A 16,131-nucleotide genomic window follows, 5' to 3' on the forward strand; every position below is an offset into this window, starting at 1 on the left:
TCCGGACGGCGGCCTTTTCATTGGCGTCTGATGCGCCCGATTACTCGGGCTTGTTCAGATACTCGCCGGCATCCGCATCGGTGCCGGTGCCCGAGGTCACGACTTCGCCAAGCGCGTCGTCCCCCGTGCCGCCGGAATCGCGCGGCGAGCGGGCGAGTTCGGCGTCATGCTCTTCCTTTGCCGACTTCGGCGCGATGATCGAGGCTTCGGCCATCTTGCGCTGGGCGACGCGCATCGAGGCATCGCGGCTGTTCGCCACGACCCGCAGGCGGTTGAGGCCTGCGCCGGTGCCTGCCGGGATGAGCCGGCCGACGATCACGTTCTCCTTCAGACCCATCAGCATGTCCTGCTTACCCTGGACCGCGGCCTCGGTGAGGACGCGGGTGGTCTCCTGGAACGATGCCGCCGAGATGAAGCTGCGGGTCTGCAGCGACGCCTTGGTGATACCGAGCAGGATGGGCTTGCCCTGTGCACGGGTCTGCTTCTTGTCGAGCTTCTCGTTGGTCGCGTCCATTTCCTCGCGATCGACCTGCTCGCCCTTCAGCAGCGTGGTGTCGCCGCCGTCGGTGATCTCGACCTTCTGCAGCATCTGACGAACGATCGTCTCGATGTGCTTGTCGTTGATCTTCACGCCCTGGAGTCGATAGACCTCCTGGATTTCCGACACGAGATACTCGGCGAGGGGTTCGATACCCATCGTCTCGAGGATGTCATGCGGATCGGGCGAGCCGCCGATCAGGTTGTCGCCGCGCTTGACGTAATCGCCTTCCTGCACGTCGATGACCTTCGACTTCGGCACCAGGTACTCGACGACGTCGCCGCCATCCTCGGGCTGGATGCCGATCTTGCGCTTCGCCTTGTAATCCTTGCCGAACACGACGCGGCCCGAGATCTTGGCGATGATCGCCGAGTCCTTGGGGATACGCGCCTCGAACAGCTCGGCAACGCGCGGCAGACCACCGGTGATGTCGCGCGTCTTGGCGCTCTCGCGGCTGACGCGGGCCACGACGTCGCCGCCGAACACCTGTGCGCCATCCTCGACCGACAGGGTCGCACCGATCGCCAGCATGTAGCGGCCGGTCTCGCCCGACGTCTCGTCGAGCAGGGTCATGCGCGGACGCAGATCCTCCTTCGACTTGGTCGCCGCACGATATTCGATCACGACGCGCTGGGCGATGCCCGTGGCTTCGTCGGTCTGCTCGGTGAGCGTCTTGCCCTCGATCAGGTCGACATACTTGATCGTGCCCGGGTTCTCCGTGATCACCGGCATGGTGAACGGATCCCATTCGGCCATCCGGTCGCCGCGCGACACGATGTGGCCATCGTCGAACAGCACATACGCACCGTAAGGGATACGATCGACCGAGAGCTCGCGGCCGTCCATGTCGACGATCGCGATTTCACCCGAGCGGCTGAGCACCACGCGACGGCCACGCTGGTCGACGATGATACGCAGATCGCGGAACTGCACCGTACCGTCCGCATGCGCCTCAAGGTTCGACGTTTCGTTGAGCTGCGCTGCACCACCGATGTGGAACGTACGCATCGTCAGCTGCGTGCCCGGCTCACCGATCGACTGCGCGGCAATGACGCCGACAGCTTCACCGATGTTCACCGGCGTACCGCGGGCGAGATCACGCCCGTAGCACTTGCCGCAGACGCCGATCTTGGACTCGCAGACCAGCGGGCTGCGGATCTTGCACGACTGCGTGCCGAGGCCTTCGATCGTCGTGATCATCGGCTCGTCGAGCAGCGTGCCCGACGGGATGATGACCTTGCCGGTCTTCGGATCGGTGATGTCCTCCGCGGTCGTACGACCGAGGATGCGCTCGCCGAGGCTTGCGATCGTCGAACCACCCTGAAGGATCGCCTTCATTTCGAGTGCGCGCGTGGTGCCGCAATCGGGTTCGATGATGACGCAGTCCTGCGACACGTCGACCAGACGACGCGTGAGGTACCCCGAGTTCGCCGTCTTCAACGCCGTATCCGCGAGGCCCTTACGAGCGCCGTGGGTCGAGTTGAAGTACTCAAGGACGGTCAGGCCTTCCTTGAAGTTCGAGATGATCGGCGTCTCGATGATCTCGCCCGACGGCTTGGCCATAAGGCCACGCATACCGGCAAGCTGCTTGATCTGCGCCTGCGAACCACGAGCACCCGAATGGGCCATCATGTAGATCGAGTTGATCGGCTTTTCACGGCCGGTCTCCGTATCGACCTTCACCGCACGGATCTCGTCCATCATGGCGTTCGCGACCTGGTCACCGCAACGGCTCCAGGCGTCGATCACCTTGTTGTACTTCTCCTGCTGCGTGATCAGACCATCCTGATACTGCTGCTCAAAGTCCTTCACGAGTGCCTTGGTGTCGTCGACCAGACCGACCTTGGCGTCCGGAATGATCATGTCGTCCTTGCCGAACGAGATGCCGGCGCGGAACGCGTGGCGGAAGCCGAGCGTCATGATCGCGTCTGCGAACAGCACGGTCTCCTTCTGGCCGGTGTGACGATAGACCTCGTCGATCACGTCGCCCACGTCCTTCTTGGTGAGCAGGCGGTTGACGGTGTCGAACGGCACCTTGTGGCTGTGCGGCAGGCACTCGCCGAGCAGCATGCGGCCCGGCGTCGTCTCGTAGCGCTTGAGATACTGCTTGCCGTTCTCATCGGTCTGCGGAACGCGGCTGATGATCTTGCTGTGCAGCGTCACAGCCTGGGCGTTCAGTGCCTGATGCACTTCAGCCATGTCGCCGAGCAGCATGCCCTGGCCCGGCTCGTTCTCCTTCATCATCGACAGATAATAGAGACCCAGCACCATGTCCTGCGACGGCACGATGATCGGCTTGCCGTTGGCAGGCGACAGGATGTTGTTCGTCGACATCATCAGGACGCGCGCTTCGAGCTGCGCTTCGAGCGACAGCGGGACGTGCACGGCCATCTGATCGCCATCGAAATCGGCGTTGAACGCGGAGCAGACCAGCGGGTGAAGCTGGATCGCCTTGCCCTCGATCAGCACCGGCTCGAACGCCTGGATGCCCAGACGGTGAAGCGTCGGCGCACGGTTCAGCATGACCGGATGCTCGCGGATCACCTCGTCCAGGATGTCCCAGACTTCCTTGCGCTCCTTCTCGACCCACTTCTTCGCCTGCTTCAGCGTCATGCTGAGGCCCTTGGCGTCGAGGCGTGCGTAGATGAACGGCTTGAACAGCTCGAGCGCCATCTTCTTCGGCAGGCCGCACTGGTGCAGCTTGAGCTCAGGCCCGGTCACGATGACCGAACGACCCGAGTAATCGACGCGCTTGCCGAGAAGGTTCTGGCGGAAGCGGCCCTGCTTGCCCTTGAGCATGTCGGACAGCGACTTGAGCGGACGCTTGTTGGCGCCCGTGATCGTGCGACCGCGGCGACCATTGTCGAACAATGCGTCGACGGCCTCCTGCAGCATGCGCTTCTCGTTGCGGACGATGATGTCCGGCGCGCGGAGCTCCATCAGGCGCTTCAGGCGGTTGTTGCGGTTGATCACGCGGCGATACAGATCGTTCAGATCCGACGTCGCGAAACGACCACCGTCCAGCGGCACCAGCGGGCGCAGCTCGGGCGGGATGACCGGCACGACCTCGAGGATCATCCATTCGGGGCGGTTGCCCGAATCGATGAAGCTCTCGACGACCTTCAGCCGCTTGATGATCTTCTTGGGCTTCAGCTCGGACTTGGTGACCGCGAGCTCTTCGAGCAGCGTGGTACGCTCACCCTCGAGATCGAGCGACTCCAGCATGATGCGGACCGCCTCGGCACCGATGCCGGCCGAGAACGCGTCCTCGCCATACTGGTCCTGCGCGTCGAGGAGCTCGTCCTCGGTCATCAGCTGATACTTCTCGAGCGGGGTCAGGCCCGGCTCGATGACGATGTACGCCTCGAAGTACAGCACGCGCTCGAGCTGCTTCAGCTGCATGTCGAGCAGCAGGCCGATGCGCGACGGCAGCGACTTCAGGAACCAGATATGCGCGACCGGGGCGGCCAGCTCGATATGGCCCATGCGCTCGCGGCGGACCTTCGAGACGGTGACCTCGACGCCGCACTTCTCGCAGACGATGCCCTTATACTTCATGCGCTTGTACTTGCCGCACAGGCACTCGTAATCCTTGATCGGACCGAAGATGCGCGCGCAGAACAGGCCGTCACGCTCGGGCTTGAACGTGCGATAGTTGATGGTCTCGGGCTTCTTGATCTCGCCGAACGACCAGCTGCGGATCTTGTCCGGCGATGCGATGCCGATCTGGATCTGGTCGAACGTCTCGGCCTTGGCGACCGGATTGGCGAAGGGGGTCATTTCGTTCATATATTGATCCTTCCAACTCCCCTCCCGCGAGCGGGAGGGGAAGGGGCCCAAGCTCTTGCTTGGGAAGGGGTGGGCACCCGGTTCGATCTTGGCGCTCCATCACCGGCCGGGAGCCCACCCCCGGCCCCTCCCGGAAGGGCCCCATCAAAGTATTACTTTGATGGGAACCCGTCGCGGGAGGGGAGCTAGTTCAACCGCGTTACTCCGCCGCGATCTGGATGCCGTCGCTGTCGAAGCCGGGCTCCGACTGCTTCAGGTCCACATTCAGGCCCAGCGAGCGCATTTCCTTGACGAGCACGTTGAAGCTCTCCGGAATGCCCGCCTCGAACGTGTCGTCACCCTTGACGATCGCCTCGTAGACCTTGGTGCGGCCGACCACGTCATCCGACTTCACCGTGAGCATTTCCTGCAAGGTGTACGCCGCGCCGTAGGCCTGGAGTGCCCAGACCTCCATCTCGCCGAAGCGCTGACCACCGAACTGCGCCTTACCACCCAGCGGCTGCTGCGTGACGAGCGAGTATGGTCCGATCGACCGTGCGTGGATCTTGTCGTCGACCAGATGGTGAAGCTTGAGCATATAGATGTACCCAACCGTCACCTTGCGATCGAACTTGTCGCCGGTACGTCCGTCGAACAGGTCCGACTGGCCCGACGGGTCGAGACCCGCCAGCTCCAGCATCGCCGACACGTCCGCCTCGCGCGCACCATCGAACACCGGCGTCGCCATCGGCACGCCGCCCTTCAGGTTCTTGGCCAGCTCGATGATCTCGTCACCCGAACGGGCGTCGATCTCGTCGTGATACTGCTCGCCATAGACCGTCTTGAGACGATCGCGGACCGCCTCCGGCATCGCTCCGGCCTTGGCCTCCGGATTCTCTTCGCGCCAGGTTTCGAGCGCGTGAGTGATCTGCTGACCCAGACCGCGTGCGGCCCAGCCCAGATGCGTCTCGAAGATCTGCCCGACGTTCATGCGCGACGGCACGCCCAGTGGGTTGAGCACGATATCGACCGGCGTCCCGTCGGCGAGGAACGGCATGTCCTCCGCCGGCAGGATGCGGCTGATGACGCCCTTGTTCCCGTGACGGCCGGCCATCTTGTCGCCCGGCTGCAGCTTACGCTTCACCGCGACGAACACCTTGACCATCTTCAGCACGCCCGGCGACAGCTCGTCACCACGCTCCAGCTTCTCGCGACGATCGTGGAACTTGTCGGTGATCAGCTTGGCGGCATCGTCATACTGGATCTTGACCGCTTCCAGATCGCTCTGGATCTTGTCGTCAGCGACCGCGAACTTCCACCACTCGTGGCGGTCGACGCTGTCGAGCAGATCCATATCGATCACGACGCCCTTCTTGACGCCCTTGGGCGCCGAGGTGGCCGTCTGGTCGAGCAGCATCTCGCGAAGACGCGACCAGGTCGCACGGTTCAGGATCGAACGCTCGTCGTCCGAATCCTTCTTCAAGCGCTCGATCTCCTCGCGCTCGATCGCCATCGCGCGCTCGTCCTTGTCGATGCCGTGACGGTTGAAGACGCGAACGTCGACGACCGTACCCGACACGCCCGGCGGCAGGCGAAGCGAGGTGTCGCGCACGTCGCTGGCCTTCTCGCCGAAGATCGCGCGGAGAAGCTTCTCCTCCGGCGTCATCGGCGATTCACCCTTGGGCGTGATCTTGCCGGCGAGAATATCGCCCGGCTCGACCTCTGCACCGATGTAGACGATGCCCGCTTCGTCGAGGTTGCGCAGCGCTTCCTCGCCGACGTTCGGGATGTCGCGCGTGATGTCCTCAGGCCCGAGCTTCGTGTCGCGTGCCATCACCTCGAACTCGTCGATATGGATCGACGTGAACACGTCGTCCTTCACGATCCGCTCGGAGATCAGGATCGAATCCTCGTAGTTGTAACCGTTCCACGGCATGAACGCGACGAGGCTGTTGCGACCCAGCGCCAGCTCGCCGAACTCGGTCGACGGGCCGTCGGCAAGCACGTCGCCGGCACGGACCACATCGCCCACCTTCACCAGCGGACGCTGGTTGATGCAGGTCGACTGGTTCGAGCGCTGGAACTTCATCAGCGTGTAGATGTCGACGCCCGACTTGCCGGCATCGATCTCGCCGGTTGCACGGATCACGATACGCGCCGCGTCGACCTGATCGACGATGCCCGCACGCTTTGCCGAGATGGCGGCGCCAGAGTCACGCGCGACCGTCTCTTCCATGCCGGTGCCGACGAACGGCGCCTCGGCCTGGACGAGCGGCACGGCCTGACGCTGCATGTTCGAGCCCATCAGCGCGCGGTTGGCGTCATCGTTTTCCAGGAACGGAATGAGCGATGCGGCGACCGAGACGAGCTGCTTCGGGCTGACGTCCATCAAAGTGATGTTGTCGGGCAGCGCCATCAGGAATTCGCCCGCCTGACGCGACGAGACGAGCTCCTCGGTAAAGCCGCCGTCGCCGGTCAGATCGGCGTTGGCCTGCGCGATCGTGTGCTTGGCCTCTTCCATCGCCGACAGGTACACGACGTCGTCGGTAACCTTGTGGTCGACGACCTTGCGGTACGGGGTCTCGATGAAGCCGTACTTATTCACCCGCGAGAAGCTGGCGAGCGAGTTGATCAGACCGATGTTCGGGCCTTCCGGCGTCTCGATCGGGCAGATGCGGCCGTAATGCGTCGGGTGAACGTCGCGGACTTCGAAGCCTGCGCGCTCGCGCGTCAGACCACCTGGTCCAAGTGCCGACACGCGACGCTTGTGGGTGACTTCCGACAGCGGGTTGGTCTGATCCATGAACTGCGACAGCTGCGACGAGCCGAAGAATTCGCGGACCGCGGCAACCGCAGGCTTCGCGTTGATCAGGTCGTTCGGCATGACGGTCGAGACGTCGACCGACGACATGCGCTCCTTCACGGCGCGCTCCATGCGGAGCAGGCCGACGCGATACTGGTTCTCGAGCAGCTCGCCGACCGAACGGACACGACGGTTACCGAGGTTGTCGATATCGTCGATCTCGCCCTTGCCGTCCTTGAGGTTCACGAGCGTCTTGATGACCTCGAGAATGTCCTCGGTGCGCAGCGTCGTGACGGTGTCCTCGACGTCGAGGTCGAGACGCATGTTGAGCTTCACACGGCCCACGGCCGACAGGTCGTAGCGATCCGGATCGAAGAACAGACCCGAGAACAGCGCCTCGGCCGTCTCCAGCGTCGGCGGCTCGCCGGGGCGCATCACGCGGTAGATGTCGGACAGCGCCTGCTCGCGCTCTTCGGCCTTGTCGACCTTGAGCGTGTTGCGGATCCAAGGACCCGTTGCGACGTGATCGATGTCGAGCAGGTCGAGACGCTCGATCCCTGCCTGGTCGAGCAGCTCGAGGTTCTCGGCGGTCACTTCGTCACCGGCTTCGATGTAGATGCGGCCGGTCGACTCGTCGATCAGGTCGTATGCCGAATAGCGGCCGAAGATTTCCTCGGTCGGGATCAGCAGGTCGGTCAGACCGTCCTTGAACGCCTTGTTCGCAGCGCGGGGGCTGATCTTCTGGCCGTTCGGGAACACGACTTCGCCGGTCTTCGCATCGACGATGTCGAACATCGGCTTCTGGCCACGCCAGTTCTCGACCTGGAACGGAACGATCCAGCCACCCTGGCCGCGGACGAACGTCACGCGGTTGTAGAAATAGTTGAGGATCTCTTCCGACGTCATGCCGAGCGCGTAGAGCAGCGCCGTGACGGGCAGCTTGCGCTTGCGATCGATGCGGACGTTGACGATGTCCTTCGCGTCGAACTCGAAATCGAGCCACGAGCCGCGATACGGAATGACGCGGGCAGCGAACAGATACTTGCCCGATGCGTGCGTCTTGCCGCGATCGTGGTCGAACAGGACGCCCGGCGAACGGTGCATCTGGCTGACGATGACGCGCTCGGTGCCATTGATGAAGAACGTGCCGTTCTCGGTCATGAGCGGCATGTCGCCCATGTACACGTCCTGCTCCTTGATATCGATGACCGACTTGGCCTCGGTATCGGGATCGACCTCGAACGCGGTCAGACGCAGCGTGACGCGCATTGGCGCGGCATAGGTGATCCCGCGCTGGCGGCATTCCTCGACGTCGAATTTCGGCGGCTCAAGAACGTAATCGTCGAAATCGAGATAGGCCGTGCCGGCGAAATCCTGGATCGGGAACACGCTGCGCAGCGTCTTCTCGAGACCCGAGACATGGCCGATCGACTTGTCGGAGCGCAGGAACTGCTCGTAGCTCTCGCGCTGGACTTCGATCAGGTTCGGCATCTGCACGACTTCGTGGATGTTGCCGAAGACCTTGCGGATGCGACGCTTTGCGGTGCCGCCGTCGCGACGCTGCTTGGCAGCGCCCTCGTTGATCGCCTTGGAAGCCATAGGTTATTTGCCCTCAATAAACTGACGGGTCAGCCGTAAATGCGTGCCCGGGAACCCCCGGACGGGGCGTGCAGTAACGCAAAAAGGCCGCGCGCAATCACATGCGGCGGCTTTCGGCGAATGAAACCCCGGCATCCAATACGATCGACATGCTGCGCGACGGCCTGTCATTTCCCGGATGCTGTGGTGAGTGGCTCATATAGGACGGTGGCCGGCGCTTGTCAAAGCGGTCCGGTCTCGCGCGGTAAATGTCGAAGACGGGATGCCCTCGCGGCCAGGCGAGCGCGGCGCAGCGGCCCGTGGAAAAATATTTGTAATAAAATCACAATGCCACGCAACGGCTTATTGGGCGACGAGCGACCTGGTGCGGGTGCGGCGCTGTTCGCGGGGATGACAGTCCTGATCAGGATTAGTAGATACCAATTGGCTACCGGGATTGAATCCGCCGCACGGCGGGGCCTTGCCGGTGTCGTTCAGCCGTCATTCGTCAGCGTCCACCCTATTGCCGAGTTCACGCCCATGTCGATAGCCGCCCGGTCGGACCCGTCCGCGTGAGCGCCGATCCCAGTCTGGCGCCCCCACCGGGTGCGGCAGCAGGTTTCGGCCTGGGGCTGGCAAGCCCGGCCTCTGCTTGTCTGCCTGTGGCGGGCGCTTGTCTGCCTGTGGCGGGGGAGGCACGCGCGGTTCTGCCGCGACTGCTGTTCGTCCATGCCGCCGACGCGGCATCGTGCCAGGCGCATGCCGAGCTTCGATCGCGGGGCTACTCCGTCGCCTGGATCGGCCATGCGGCGGAGATCGCGGCGGGGACCGCGTTCGCGCCCGACGTCGTGATCGCCGACGCGCAATCGCGGGGCGACGATCTGATCACCGTGCTCGATCAGATCGGGCACGAGGGCCGGATCTGCCCGGTGATCGAGTTGCGGCCGCCGGGCGAATATCCGTCCGCCGTCCTCGGCGAGGCGATGATCGGCGAGCATCCGCTCGTCGGGTCGCTCGAGCGGACCTACAAGATCGGCGCACTCACCGCGATCCTCGCGTCGCTCGCGACCGGAACGGGCCGGTCGGAAGACGCTGCGGGCGACCGGCGCATGATCGCGGCGCTGCTTGCAGGATCGCGGCTGCTGCCCAACCTGCATTACGAGTTCCTGCCCAAAATTGACCTGACCACCGATCAGGTTGTTGGCTATGAAGCGCTCGCCCGGCTGCGCAACATTCCGGGGGTGAATCCCGAATGGCTGTTCGCCGCGATGACCGATGCGGGGATCGAGGCGGCAGCGACGATGAAGGCGGTCACCGCCGCGCTCGACCTCTGGCTTGCGCTGAGCGTCGAGCAACGGTCCGCGCCGGTCGCGATCAACTGCAGCCAGGCGGTGCTGGCCGATCCGCTGTTCCAGGCGGCGCTGGGCGATGAACTGCGCCGACGCGGCGTCGCGTCGAACGGGCCGGGACGGGGCGTCCTGATCATCGAGATCACCGAGGATGCCCGGCCGGTCGATACCCAGCGGCTGGTCCGCGACATGAACGGGTTGCGCGATCTGGGCGTGGTGTTCTCGCTCGACGATTTCGGCAAGGGGGCGACGAATTTCGATCGCGTCTTCACGTTGCCGATCGCCGAGCTGAAGATCGACAAGGACTTTTTCGGCCATTGCGCACGGCACGTGCACGAACTCGGCATCCTGCGCGAGGTCGTCCGGTCCTGCCACGCGCGGGGGCTGAGCACGGTCGTCGAGGGGGTCGAGACCGAAGAGCATCTCGCGATCGCCCGTGACCTGGGCGCTCGCTGTGCACAGGGCTTCTACTGGGGCCGGCCGATGGCGGCGGGGAGCTTCGCGCACGTCCGCGTGATCTGAAGGCCAGCAGTTCGCGATGCGGACGATCATCTGGTCGCCCTCGCGGCGCGGCTCATCGCATGGCGGCTTGCCGCCGCGACCCGTTCGGCCTCCCCGCGCTAGCGTTGCAGGAGGGAATTTTCGACGATGAGCATACAATGGCGCCGCGCGCTTCTGATCGTGCCGGCTGGCCTGGCGCTGGCGCCGCCCGTGGTCGCGCAGGAGGCGGGCCAGACGTCGGACGCCGCGTCGCAGCAGTCGACCCCACCGGCGCCCGCCGGGACGGTTCGCGGGCTCGAGCCGCTTCAGGCCCGCGACACGGGGACGGCAGCGGTTCCCGTACCCGATACGCCGCGACTGGTTCTGCCGGCTCCGACGACTGCAGAGGCGCCGCCGCGCAGCCGTACCCCCGCTCGGGCGCCAGCGACGCGCACTGCAGACCCGGATACGCCGAGGGCCGGCCGGGTCGACGCCGGGACGACGTCCCGACGTGCAGCGGAGGCCGTGCCGTCCGCCGCACCGCGCGACGCGGCGGACGTTCGGCCGGATCCGGCGCCCGCATCGACCGCCACCACCGTGCCGACTGCTCCGGCATCAGCCGTTCCGGCAACCACCGCGAGCCCCGAAGTCGCCCCCGCCGTCGCGCCGTCCTCCGCCCCCGTCGAACGCACGATCGCCGCGCCCGAGCAGGGCAGGGCGATGCCGTTCTGGCTCTGGCTGGCGGTCATTCCGATCGTCGTCATCGCGCTGTGGTTGCTGCGCAGGGGGCCGCGTAAACGGCATGATCGGCTGGACTATCACGAGCCCGAACCGTTGATTGACGCCGAGGCACCGCCGGCAAGACCGCTTCCCCCGCTACCCACGCCGGCGCCGGTCCCGCCGAGCCCCGCGCGGGTGGTGACGCCGACCCCGGCGATCGCACCGCCGTCCCCGCCTGAGCCCGCGACGGCGGCAACCCCGCAATTTCTCGACCGGCGCGCGCGCGAGCCGGAGCGGGCGCGTCTGTCGGTCGAGCTGCGCCCGCTTCGTGCTGGACTGAACCTGCTCAGCGCGACGGCTGAATGTGAGCTCGTGGTGACGAACGTCGGCGCGGGCGTCGCGGAGGCGATCCGCGTCCAGGCGGTCTTGCTGAGCGCGCATGCCGGTCAGGACGCCGATCTGACGGCCGTGAATGCGGGTCAGGTCCCGCGTCCGGCGACCGCGCCGTTCACGCTCGCGCCGGGCGAGTCACGCACGATCCGGACGGTCTCGGCCATGTCGCGCGAGGCAATCCATAGCATGACCGCGGCCGACCGGCCGATGTTCGTGCCGATCGTCGCGGTCAACATCCGCTATGCCAGCGGGGCGATTGCCGGTCAGACCGCGCGTGCCTGGGCGATCGGTGTCGAGCGGGTCGATTCGGCCAAGCTTGCGCCGTTCTGGCTCGATATCCCCGCGCGCATGTATGACGGGATCGCCGCGCGTCCCCATGCGCCCGCGATCGAAGTCTAGGCGGGCTTAGGCGAGGGGCCGGGTATCATCGATCCGGCCCCGTCGTTTTCTATCAGGCACAAAAAAAGGGCGACCCCATCGCTGGGGCCGCCCTTTCTTTAGCTGCGGCCAGCAGGCGAAAGCCCCTGCTTCGTCGGTCGGTGCAAGCACCGCCGGCCGGCCTTGCGGGGAGTGCGCCTCAGCGTGGCTGAAGCGTCTCTCCCGCTGCGGCTTACTTGACCTCGACGGTCGCGCCAGCTGCTTCGAGCTGTGCCTTGATCTTGGCGGCTTCGTCCTTCGACACGCCTTCCTTGACGGCCTTGGGAGCCGACTCGACCAGCGTCTTTGCTTCGGTCAGGCCGAGCGACGTGATCGCGCGGACTTCCTTGATGACGTTGATCTTCTTGCCACCGTCGCCGGTCAGGATGACGTCGAATTCGGTCTGCTCTTCAGCGGCCGGTGCGGCTGCGCCGCCGCCAGCTGCCGGTGCTGCGACCGCTGCTGCGGCCGAAACGCCCCACTTCTCTTCGAGCAGCTTCGAAAGCTCAGCTGCTTCGAGAACGGTCAGTTCGCTCAGGCTCTCAACGAGCGCGTTCAGGTCTGCCATGATAAATCTCCATCTCGGGGCATGTGCCCCATCAGTTCAAAAAGTAACGAAAGAGCCTGCAAGATCAGGCGGCTTCCTTCTCCGCGTAGGCGGAAAGCACGCGCGCGAGCTGCGCTGCCGGAGCCTGCGTGATCGTCGCCAGCTTCGTGGCAGGTGCCACGATGAGGCCGAGGATCTTGGCACGCAGTTCATCCAGCGAGGGCAGCGTTGCGAGCGCCTTCACACCGTCGACGTCGAGGGTCGTCGCGCCCATCGCCCCACCCACGATTTCGAACTTGTCGTTCGTCTTCGCGAATTCCACGGCCACCTTGGCGGCCGCGACGGGATCGATGGAGCTGGCCAGACCGACCGGACCCGTGAGCATGTCGCCCAGCGAGCTGTAGTCGGTGCCGTCCATGGCGATCTTGGCAAGCTTGTTCTTCGAGACCTTGTAGGTCGCGCCGGCGTCGCGCATCTTGTTCCGCAGCACAGTGGACTGTGCGACGGTCAGGCCGAGGTTGCGCGTCACAACGACGACGCCGACCTCGGAGAAGGTGCGGTTCAGCTCGGCTACGGCCGCGGTCTTTTGATCACGATCCATGCCATTCTCCACGTTTTCAGGTTCACCATTTGCACGGTGGACCCGGTTACTAACCGGAGGCGCAGACAAGCCCGCGCTTCCGGGTGTCTCGTCGATGGGGCATGGGAGAGGGCAGGCGCCGGAAGCGCTCCGCAAAATCTCATTCCCCGTCTAGGTGGGAGATTAAGCGCCGGCAAACCCGGTGCACCCACTGTCTCGGACGGAGTTCGGCAGGCGGACCCGCCGAACGAAGCCGCCGCATAGCCGAATCGGTCGCGAAGTCAACCGCCCAGATGCGGTCCGGTGCGTGTCGCGGAACCGTCACGCTACTGACGCGAAGGTGTCTCCGTTCCTTCACCGCACTGCCGCTTTACCCGGCCAAAGCTCAGTCCAGCGGTCAGATCGGCCGATCCCGGGGGGACGTATGAAAATTCCGACGAACATGACGATGGCCTATCACGACGGCGATATCGACACGAACACCAGCGCCAATCCGCATCTGAACGATCTGATCGCGGTGCGCTATTCGCGTCGCCAGACGCTGATGGGCGGCCTGTCCGCCGCGACCGCCGCGGTGTTCGGCGGCATGCTGCTCGCAGGGTGCGACGAGGATGACCCGCGGCGTGCGGTCACCGTGCAGGCCGGTGCATCGGGCGCGACCTCGGCAGGCAAGACGGTCACGCTGACGGGCACGGTAGCGTCGGGCAGCGCGACGGGCGTCGCCTGGGCCCAGACCGGCGGCCCGGCCGTGACGCTCGCCAACGCGAACACCGCGACCGCGACCTTCACCGCACCCAGCGTCGCTGCCGACACCACGCTCACCTTCACCTTCACCGGCACCAGCACCGACGGCATCCGCAGCGAGACCTCGACCAGCGTCACGGTCAGCCCGGCGCGGCTCGACTTCACCGCGGTCCCCAAGAGTCTTGCCGACGTCGTCTCGGTGCCGGCCGGCTACAGCGTCACCGTGCTCTATCGCCTGGGCGATCCGATCGCGAGCGGCGTCGGCGCCTATGCCAATGACGGCAGCGACACGAACTTCGCACGCCGTGCGGGCGATCATCATGACGGCATGAGCTATTTCGGGCTGGCCGCGACCGGCAGCACCCCCGACGCCAACGGCAACACCCGCGGCCTGCTCGTGCTCAACCACGAGAATATCACCCAGGCCTATCTGCACCCCAACGGCGCGACCAGCACTGGCGGCGCGATCGGTGCGGGCGGTGTCCGCCCCGAGTCCGAGGCGCTGAAGGAGATGGAATGCCACGGCGTCTCGGTGATCGAGATCAGCCGGTCGGCCACCGCCTGGAGTTATGTCCCGGCCTCGGCGCTCAACCGCCGTATCACGCCGCTGACGCCGATGAGCTTCAGTGGTCCGGTCCGCGGCAATGCGCTGCTCAGGACGCGCTATTCGACCGACGGCACGGCGGGCCGCGGGACGATCAACAATTGCGCGAACGGCACGATGCCGTGGCACACCTATCTGACCAACGAAGAGAATTGGGCGGGCTATTTCCGCCGCCAGTTCGGTGACGTCGCCGCACGCGGCGGGTCGACCGCCAAGCAGAATGTCTCGCTCGCCCGCTATGGCATCCGCGAGACCGCCAACGCCACCACCTTCAACGGCAATTACGGCTGGGCGTCGGTTGTGCCCGCTGACGCCGCCAACACGCTCTATGCGCGCTGGAACGTCACCACGACCGCCGCGGCCGATGCCACCGGCGATTTCCGCAACGAGGCGTTCCAATATGGCTGGGTGGTCGAGATCGATCCGTTCGATCCCGCCTCGACGCCGCGCAAGCGCACCGCGCTCGGCCGCATGAACCATGAGGGTTGCGAGATCGGCCGCACGATCGCGGGCGTCAAGCCGGCCTTCTACATGGGCGACGATGCGCAGAACGAATATATCTACAAGTTCGTGTCCGCCACGCCCTGGTCGGCTGCAGACGCGACCGCGACCAACCGGCTCGCGATCGGCGACAAATATCTCGACTCGGGCACGCTCTATGTCGCCAAGCTCAACGCCGACGGTTCGGGCCAGTGGCTGCCGCTGGTGTTCGGGCAGGGGCCGCTGACCAGTGCCAACACGACCTATCCGTTTGCGGACCAGGCTGATGTGCTGATCAACGCGCGTCTGGCGGGCGATGTGCTCGGGGCGACCAAGATGGATCGTCCCGAATGGACCGCGGTGAACCCGGCGACGGGCGAGATGTACTGCACGCTGACCAACAACTCGTCGCGCACCGCGGCGAATGTCGATGCGTCGAACCCGCGGGCCTATACCGATCCCAAGACCACCGGTGGCCAGACCACGGGCAACGCCAACGGCCATGTCATCCGTCTGCGCGAGACCGGCGACACGTCGGAGGCGACCGCCTTTACGTGGGACATCTACGCATTCGGTGCGGGTAGCGATCTCGATGCGACCAACATCAACCTGTCGGGGCTCGACGCGACGAACGACTTCTCGTCGCCCGATGGCCTGTGGTTCGGCCTGCCGAGCAATCCGACCGGCAATGTCACCCCGGTGATGTGGATCGAGACCGATGACGGCGCCTATACCGACGTCACCAACTGCATGCTGCTCGCGGCAATCCCGGGCCGGGTCGGCGACGGCGGCACGCGCGCCGTAACGAGCACGCTCGGCGGGACCAGCAACACGGTCACGACGCGGATCGGCAAGGCACCGGCCACGACGCTCCGGCGCTTCCTGGTCGGACCGAAAGAATGCGAGATCACCGGCATCCATTCGACCCCGGATGGCCGCTCGCTGTTCGTCAACATCCAGCATCCCGGCGAGAATGGTGGTCCCACCAACATCACCAGCAGCTGGCCCGCGAACCAGGCCGGCGCGGTTGCGACCCCGTCGCGTCCGCGTTCGTCGACGATCGTCATCACCAAGAACGATGGCGGTATCATCGGGCTGTAAGCAGGGCAGGGGGCGGGTCGCATAACGGA

Annotated in this window: 7 protein-coding genes; 3 read left to right on the forward strand and 4 right to left on the reverse strand. The window is 65.2% G+C overall.

Features of this window, described 5'->3' with window-relative positions; translation table 11 throughout:
- Positions 1 to 40 precede the first annotated feature (40 nt).
- Positions 41 to 4,327 (reverse strand): DNA-directed RNA polymerase subunit beta', encoded by a 4,287-nt coding sequence (gene rpoC / locus J3A66_RS15735; protein ID WP_031393739.1) that lies wholly within the window; start codon positions 4,325 to 4,327, stop codon positions 41 to 43.
- Positions 4,328 to 4,526: 199 nt separating this feature from the next.
- A complete protein-coding gene (rpoB, locus tag J3A66_RS15740; RefSeq protein WP_192097684.1) occupies positions 4,527 to 8,708 on the reverse strand; it encodes a DNA-directed RNA polymerase subunit beta in 4,182 nt (1,393 codons plus the stop codon).
- A 662-nt stretch (positions 8,709 to 9,370) separates the two neighbouring features.
- On the opposite strand from rpoB, the gene J3A66_RS19555 reads away from it, so the two are divergent.
- Together J3A66_RS19555 and J3A66_RS15750 are read left to right on the forward strand one after the other, a co-directional pair.
- Positions 9,371 to 10,558, forward strand: coding sequence for an EAL domain-containing protein (locus J3A66_RS19555; RefSeq protein WP_209569912.1), 1,188 nt, complete (start codon positions 9,371 to 9,373; stop codon positions 10,556 to 10,558).
- A gap of 126 nt (positions 10,559 to 10,684) precedes the next feature.
- The gene (locus J3A66_RS15750) at positions 10,685 to 12,028 is read left to right on the forward strand and encodes a hypothetical protein (RefSeq protein WP_209569914.1); all 1,344 of its coding nucleotides are present in this window, start codon (positions 10,685 to 10,687) and stop codon (positions 12,026 to 12,028) included.
- Positions 12,029 to 12,239: 211 nt separating this feature from the next.
- On the opposite strand, the gene rplL is transcribed toward J3A66_RS15750, so the two are convergent.
- Both rplL and rplJ read right to left on the reverse strand, forming a co-directional pair.
- Positions 12,240 to 12,614 carry a 50S ribosomal protein L7/L12 gene (gene rplL, locus J3A66_RS15755; protein ID WP_031392842.1) on the reverse strand — a complete coding sequence of 125 codons (375 nt, stop codon included), beginning with the start codon at positions 12,612 to 12,614 and terminating at the stop codon, positions 12,240 to 12,242.
- Positions 12,615 to 12,678: 64 nt separating this feature from the next.
- Positions 12,679 to 13,194 (reverse strand): 50S ribosomal protein L10, encoded by a 516-nt coding sequence (gene rplJ / locus J3A66_RS15760; protein ID WP_031392843.1) that lies wholly within the window; start codon positions 13,192 to 13,194, stop codon positions 12,679 to 12,681.
- A 403-nt stretch (positions 13,195 to 13,597) separates the two neighbouring features.
- Between rplJ and J3A66_RS15765 the strand changes: the two genes are divergently transcribed.
- Complete coding sequence (locus J3A66_RS15765) at positions 13,598 to 16,102, forward strand: PhoX family phosphatase (protein WP_209569916.1); 2,505 nt, start codon at positions 13,598 to 13,600, stop codon at positions 16,100 to 16,102.
- Positions 16,103 to 16,131 lie beyond the last annotated feature (29 nt).

It is taken from the genome of Sphingomonas sp. PvP018 (assembly GCF_017876865.1).
GTDB lineage: Bacteria > Pseudomonadota > Alphaproteobacteria > Sphingomonadales > Sphingomonadaceae > Sphingomonas > Sphingomonas aerolata.